Raw genomic sequence first — 7,263 nt, forward strand, 5'->3', positions numbered from 1 at the left:
CTGCTCCCCGTCGCGCCCGCGATCGCGGTGCCGTTGCGTTTCCACTGGTACGCCAGGTTGACGGGCTCGGGGCCCCAGTTGCCGGGGTTCGCGGTGAGCGTCCCGCCGATCGCAGCGGACCCGGTCACGGTCGGCACGGAGTTGGTCAGCGACCCCGCGGTGACAGTGACGGCGGCGCTGGTGCGCGAGGCCGTCGCGTAGCCGGCCTTGGTACCGGTGACCTGCACGGTGATCGAGCCGCGGTAGTAGTCGGAGTCGGTGACGAGGTACTGCGGTCCGGTCGCTCCGTCGATCGGAGAGCCGTTGTTCAGCCACTGGTAAGCCAGGGTCACCGGCTGCGGACCCCACGTGCCGGGCACGGCGGTCAGCGTGTCGCCGACGGCTCCGGACCCGCTGATGGTCGGCGTCGCGGAAGTGAGGGTGCCGACGTTCGCGAGCGTCAGCACGAAGTCGCCCTCGTAGAAGTCGAAGTTGGACACCTGGAGGAAGTAGGTCTTCCCCGCCTGCACGGCGAAGCTCGTGTTGGCCCGGTCGAAGGAGTAGTCGGACTCGCCCGTGCTGCCCGTCTCGGTGTACTGATACGGGCAGGCGAGCATGGCGCCAGGAGTGACGCCGTCGGACTCGTAGACCCCGAGATTCACGGGAGAGAAGCTGTCGCCGAGGTCCGCTGCGACGCTTCCGGTGGCGGATGCGCGGAACTTGTACCAGACGGAACCCATGAAGGGGTTGTAGTCGCAACCCGCGTAGGGCTCGTACCAGTTGCTGTCGATCTTCAAGGTCGACCCCTGGATGGTGGCAGGGATGCTCGCGATCACGGACGCCGACGAGTAGGTCGTGTTCGGGATGGCTGCACTCGCGGAAAGGAAGAACTGCGCGAAGCCGGTCGTCGCGGAGGTCGAGTAGTCGGAGCTGACCTGGAAGTAGTAGGTCCGTCCGGCTTCCGCCTGGACGAAGTTCTGTTCGCGGTACTCGTCCTGAACGCAGCTGATCCGCGTGGCATCGGTGATCGGACCGTCAGCGTATGCGTTGATGACCGCAGTGCTTCCGGGCGAGGTTCCGCTGAACGTCAGTGTCTGCCTCTTCGTGGACGTGTAAGCGAACCAGATGGATCCGTTGCCCCCCTCGAAGTACTCGGTGTAGTCAGGGTCAGTCGTCCGGCACGCTGAAGGCTCACCGTCGGACAGGGTCGCTCCTGCGTAAGGCGCGTCGTAGATCGCGTACGGCAGGCTCGAAACGACGGTCGCGTTCTCGCGCAGGTCGTTCACGGGCGGGGTCGCAGCGACCAGAGCCCGGGGCTCCACTGCCTGCGGAGCGGCCTGGCGAGCAGCCGACTCGTCCGTGTGCCACTGGCCGGAGGTCTTCGAGACCGGCGCAGCCGACGGTGCGGCTTCCGCCGCCACAGCCGCCGGAGCGACGAGCAGCCCGAAGCCGACCGCGAGGGCGGTGGCGAGGGCGAGGACCCGCGCGCGGGCGGGACGGGGTTCGGGCATGACGACTCCAGGGCGAGCGGCGATCGGGTGGCAGTGCTGCGCCTGCGGGACCCGAGCGCGGCAGAACCACGTTCGTCGAGAAGGCTCCTCAGTGTGATGAGATTCACAGGCAGCAGGTACCACCCGTTCGGGGCGGTGTAGAGAGAATTACTCAGCCGGGAGAACTACTCGGCCGAGGGGTCGCGCGACTCGAGCGACCATCGGTCGGGGTCAGCTCGGCTTGACGGCCGTGCTGGTCTTGGTGAGCGTCGTGTAACCGGTCTTGGTGCCGGTGACCTTGACGGTGATCGAGCCGGCCTTATCGGCGGTGGCGAGCTTGTAGGTCGCGGTGGTGGCTCCGGAGATCGCAGTGCTGCCGCGGTACCACTGATAGGTCAGGGCGACCGGGGCGGGCGCCCACGTGCCGGGCTTCGCGGTGAGTGTCTGCCCGACCTTCGCCGTTCCGGTGATCGTGGGAACGGGTCCTGCGAGCGTGCCCTTGGCGACCGCGGCGGTCGTCGCGCTCGTCTTCGTGGCGGGCGAGTAGCCGGGCTTCGTAGAGGTGACGGAGACGGTGATCGTCGCGCCGGCGTCCGAGGCCTTGAGCACGTAGGTCTTCGCGGTGGCGCCGGAGATGTAGGTGCCGCCGTTCTTCTTCCACTGGTACGTCAGCGTCGTGCCCGCGTCCCAGGTCCCGGCATTCGCCGTGAGCGTCGCCCCGACGGTCTTCGTGCCGGTGATGGTGGGCGTCGGCATGAGTGTCTGCAATGCCGCCTTCACGGAGACCGCGGCGCTGGTCTTCGTGACCACCGTGTACCCGGGCTTCGTCCCCGTGACCGAAACGGAGAGGCCGGCCCCGGCGTCCGCCGACTGGATCACGTAGGTCTTCGCGGTGGCGCCGGTGATCGCCGTGGTGCCGTTCCTCTTCCACTGATAGCTCAGGACCACACCGCTGTCCCAGGTGCCCGGGGCGGCGGTGAGTGTCGAGCCGGCGGTCGCGGTTCCCGAGACCGTCGGCGTGGGCGTCTGGATGAGTGCACCGCTTGCAACAGTCGATGCCGCGCTCGTCCGCGATGTCGACGTGTAGCCGGCCTTCGATCCGGTCACGGTCACCGTCAGTGCTTTCCCCGCGTCCTCCGCCTTCGGCACGTAGTAGGCACTGGTCGCCCCCGCGATCGGAGTTCCATTGCGGTTCCACTGGTAGGCGAGAGTCAGCGGCTGAGGACCCCACGCCCCCGGATTCGCGGTCACTCCCTGTCCGACGACGAGGTTCCCGCTGAATGTCGGGGTGCCTGCCGTGAGAGCGGTCGGGTCGCTCAGTCGGAGGACCCAGTCGCCCTTCTGCGAGGTCGCACTCGCCACCTGGATGAAATAGGTCACTCCGCGTCGTGCTGTGAAGGTCGCCAGTGGCTCCGAGGTGGGCCCGTCGACCGATCCGCTCGAGACGCAGGTGACCTCGAAGGAGGGATTCGTTCCATCGGATTCGTAGACCGCGAAAGCTGCACCGACGTAGCTCTCGCGGAGATCGACCTGGACGGTCTGGTCCACTGCGGCCCGGAAGCGGTACCAGACGGTCCCGCGCAGCGCTTCGGCATCGCTGCAGGCGTCGTACGGGTAGTACCAGTTGAAGTCGACACGGGTGTTCGAGCCGGCGATCGCCGCCGGGAGCGACGTGACCGGCACGGCTGAAGCCGTCGTCGTACCGGCGACCGGAGCGCTGGGAGTGATGGTCAGCCGCACGCGGTCCTCCGGGGTGGCCGGTGAGTACTCGCCGGAGTAGTCGCCGAAGCCGAGTCCGACCTGGAAGTAGTACGTCCTTCCGGCCTCGACCTGGAGGTGATTGACGTCGCGGAACTCGGTTTCCGCGCAGCTCACCCGGGAGAGCTCCGACATCGGGGCTGCGGGATACGCATTGACGAGGGTGTACTTCCCGCCGACGTCACCCCCGATGGTGAGGGTCTGCCGGGCGGTCGCGGTGTAGGAGAACCAGACCGATCCCGTCGCGGCGGTCTCGTAGTCCGTGTGGTCGCCGTCGGTCGTCCGGCAGACGACGGGCTCGTCGGGTTCGAGAGTCGCTCCGTAGTACGGGGCCGTCGTCGTGCTGAACGGGACCGAGGCGATCACCGTCGCCGCAGCGAGGGCGTCATTCGCGGGAGGCGCGGCGACGGCCCGCGCCGCGGAGGGGGTCGGGACCGATCGCTGCGGCGGTGGTGCATCGTGTTCGACGGCGGCGCGGGAGCCCGGGTCGGCGAGGTCCTGAGCGGCCGCCGGGACCGCCGGGACGACTGCGGCGCCGAGCGCGAGGGCGAGTGACGCCAGGACGGCAAGGGCGCGGGGGAGGTGCGACACGCTGGGGCTCCTTGGAAGTGGGGTTCGCCGGGTCAGCTCGGCTTGACGGCCGTGCTGGTCTTGGTGAGCGTCGTGTAACCGGTCTTGGTGCCGGTGACCTTGACCGTGATCGAGCCGGCCTTGTCCGCGGTGGCGAGCTTGTAGGTCGCTGACGTGGCTCCGGAGATGGCGGTCGTGCCGCGGTACCACTGGTAGGTCAGGGTGACCGGGGCCGGTGCCCAGGTGCCGGGCTTCGCGGTGAGGATCTGCCCGACCTTGGCGGTTCCCGTGATCGTCGGGGTCGCTCCGGTGAGCGTGCCCTTGGCGATCGCGCTGGTGGTGGCGCTTGTCTTGGTCGCGGGGGAGAAGCCCGGCTTCGTCGACGTCACCGAGACGGTGAGCGTCGCTCCTGCGTCCGAGGCCTTGAGCACGTACGTCTTCGCGGTGGCGCCGGAGATGTAGGTGCCGCCGTTCTTCTTCCACTGGTAGGTCAGCGTCGTGCCGGCGTCCCAGGTGCCGGGGTTCGCGGTGAGAGTGGCGCCGACCGTCTTGGTGCCGGTGATGGTCGGGACGGGCATCGCGGTCTGCAGCGCGGCCTTCACCGTGGTCGCGGCGCTGGTCTTCGTGAGCGCGGCGTACCCGGTCTTGGTTCCGGTGACACTCACCGTGATCGCGGTGTCCGCATCGGCGGCGACGAGCGTGTAGCTGGAGGCGGTGGCTCCGCTGATCGCGACGCCTCCGCGCTTCCACTGGTACGCCAGCGCGACAGGGGCGGGAGCCCAGGTGCCGGGGACTGCGGTGAGCTTCTGCCCGACGGTCGGGGTACCGGTGATCGTCGGCGTCGGCCCCGTGAGGACGGTGCCGTTGGTGACGGCGGCCGTCGTCGCGCTGGTCTTGGTGGCGGGCGAGAAGCCCGGCTTCGTGCTGGTCACAGAGACCGTCAGCGTCGCTCCCGCGTCACTGGCCCTGAGCACGTAGGTCTTCGCGGTGGCGCCGGAGATGTAGGTGCCGCCGTTCTTCTTCCACTGGTAGCTCAGCGTGACGCCGGAGTCCCAGGTGCCCGGATTCGCGGTGAGCGTCGACCCGACGGTGGTGCCGCCGGAGATCGTCGGCGTCGGCATGAGCGTCTGCAGACCCGGAGTCACGACCACTCCCGCGCTGGACTTCGAGAGCGTCGTGTACCCCGTCTTCGTGCCGGTCACGGTGACTGTCAACGTGGTTCCCGCGTCCGCCGCGACGGGGGTGTAGCTCGCGCCGGTCGCTCCCTGCAGAACCGAGCCGTCGCGCTTCCACTGGTAGGAGAGGGCCACGGGCTGCGGCGACCAGGTGCCCGCGGTCGCCGTCAGCGGCTTGCCGACCTGAGCGGCTCCGGAGATCGTGGGCGTCTGCCCGGAGAGCGGCTTGTCGACGACGGGGACCGGCGGCGCTGCGTAGGCGAGGAGGTTGGGCGAGCCGACCGGGTCGATCACGACATCGGGAGTCGCCGCTCCGAGAACGGCGGAGGTGATCTGAGCGACCGTCGCGGTCGGGTTCGCCTCCTGATAGCGGGCGACGATGCCGGCGACGTGCGGCGTGGCCATGGATGTGCCGCTCATCGCTCCGCTGGAGTAGTCGGAGTCGATCGTCGACGAGATCGTGTTCACGCCGGGGGCGAAGAGGTCGATGCAGCTTCCGTAGTTCGAGAAGGAGGCCCGTTGATCGACGGGGTCCACTGCGCCCACGGTGAGGGCGGAGGCCGCTCCGGCTGGGCTATAGGCACAGGCGTCCGAATTGTTGTTCGATCCTGCAACGACGACAGCGATTCCTGCGGCGACGGTGTTCTCGACCGCTGCGTTCATCGCCGCGTCGGCGCCTCCCGAACCGCTCATGTTCAGCACCGAAGGTCCGGCGGGTTTGTTCGCAACAGCCCAATCCATGGCGGCGACCATGTCGCTCATCCACCCCCGGTTGTTGCACCCCCAGACCCGCAAGGAGACGAAGGCGACGTCCTTCGCGACGCCATAGGTCTCACCGCCGATGGTGCCTGCGACGTGGGTGCCGTGCCCGGCGCAGTCGGAGGCATCCGCGTCGCCGTCCACGAAGTCCCACCCGCTGGTCGCACGACCCGAGAACTCGGTGTGCGAGAAGCGCATTCCCGAATCCACGAGGAAGACGGTGACTCCGGCTCCCGTCGTGTCGTAGTTGTAGAGAGCGTCTCCCGACGTCTCGCGCTGGTCGATCCGGTCCAGCCCATAGGGCGGGTCCGTCTGGACCGTCGACGCCTCGGTCGGCGCGTCCGGGGTGATCGATACCACCGTCGGGTCGCCGTCGAGCTCCGCCACCTGCGCGGCGGTGAGCTCGGCGGCGAAGCCGGTGAGCACGCGGGTGTAGCGCGCCGAGACAGCGGAGGAGGCGACGCCGGCATCGGCGACGGCGACGCGGGCCGCCCCCGCAGTGCTGGTCTGAACGATGTATCGCTGTGTCTGAACGGTTGCTGCGGTCGCGACGGGAGCGAGAGCTCCGGCCGCGAGGGCCAAGGTTGCGAGTGCGGCGAGGACGCCACGGTTCGTGCTCACGGGAGGACTCCTGGGTCAGGGTCGGAAAGGGTGTTCGCGCGCGGTCCCTCGATCGAGCGCGTCGGGGATGCGCCGGCGGGTGCCGGACGCATCTAGGAGGGCTTGACCGCGGCGCTGGCCTTGGTGAGCGCGGTGTACCCGGTCTTGGAGCCGGTGACCTTGACCGTGATCGACTTGGCCTTATCGGCGGTGACGAGCTTGTAGGTGCTCGAGGTCGCGCCCGAGATCGCCGTCGTCCCGCGGTACCACTGATAGGTCAGCGTGACGGGGGCCGGCGTCCAGGTGCCGGGCTTCGCGGTGAGGGTCTGGCCGACCTTCGCGGTCCCGGTGATCGTCGGGGTGGCGCCGGTGAGGACGCCGCCGGTGACGAGCGTGGTGGTGGCGCTGGTCTTGGTGGCGGGGGAGTAGCCGGTCTTCGTGGAGGTGACGGAGACGGTGATCGTGGCGCCGGCGTCGGAGGCCTTGAGCACGTAGGTCTTCGACGTGGCGCCGGAGATGTAGGTGCCCCCGTTCTTCTTCCACTGGTAGGTCAGCGTCGTGCCCGCGTCCCAGGTCCCGGAGTTGGCGGTGAGGGTCGAGCCGACCTTCGTCGTGCCGGTGATCGTCGGCGTCGGCATCAGCGTCTGCAGCGCTGCCTTCGCGGTGACCGCAGCGCTGGTCTTCGTGACCGCGGTGTAGCCGGACTTCGTGCCGGTGACGGCGACGGTGATCGCCGCGCCCGCGTCGGCCGCGACGAGCGTGTAGGTGCTCGCGGTGGCGCCGCTGATCGCGGTGCCGTTGCGCTGCCACTGGTAGGCGAGCGTGACGGGCGAGGGCGTCCAGGTCCCGGGGACCGCGGTCAGCTTCTGCCCGACGGTCGCCGTGCCGGTGATGGTCGGCGTCGCTCCGGTGATGACCGCGCCGTTGGCGAC

The 7,263-nt window shown here is 69.0% G+C and carries 2 protein-coding genes and 2 pseudogenes; all 4 read right to left on the bottom strand.

Going from position 1 to position 7,263, the window contains the following annotated elements; all coding sequences use genetic code 11:
- Positions 1–1,490, bottom strand: a pseudogene (locus tag MT350_RS19825) (hypothetical protein); the annotation flags it as partial.
- Positions 1,491–1,700: 210 nt separating this feature from the next.
- On the bottom strand, positions 1,701–3,818 hold the full coding sequence (locus MT350_RS19830) for a hypothetical protein (RefSeq protein ID WP_243616545.1): 2,118 nt from the start codon (positions 3,816–3,818) through the stop codon (positions 1,701–1,703).
- A 32-nt stretch (positions 3,819–3,850) separates the two neighbouring features.
- Positions 3,851–6,352 carry a S8 family serine peptidase gene (locus MT350_RS19835; protein ID WP_243616546.1) on the bottom strand — a complete coding sequence of 834 codons (2,502 nt, stop codon included), beginning with the start codon at positions 6,350–6,352 and terminating at the stop codon, positions 3,851–3,853.
- A 92-nt stretch (positions 6,353–6,444) separates the two neighbouring features.
- A pseudogene (locus tag MT350_RS19840) lies at positions 6,445–7,263 on the bottom strand (carboxypeptidase regulatory-like domain-containing protein); the annotation flags it as partial.

The organism is Rathayibacter sp. VKM Ac-2928 (assembly GCF_022815545.1).
Lineage (GTDB): Bacteria > Actinomycetota > Actinomycetes > Actinomycetales > Microbacteriaceae > Rathayibacter > Rathayibacter festucae.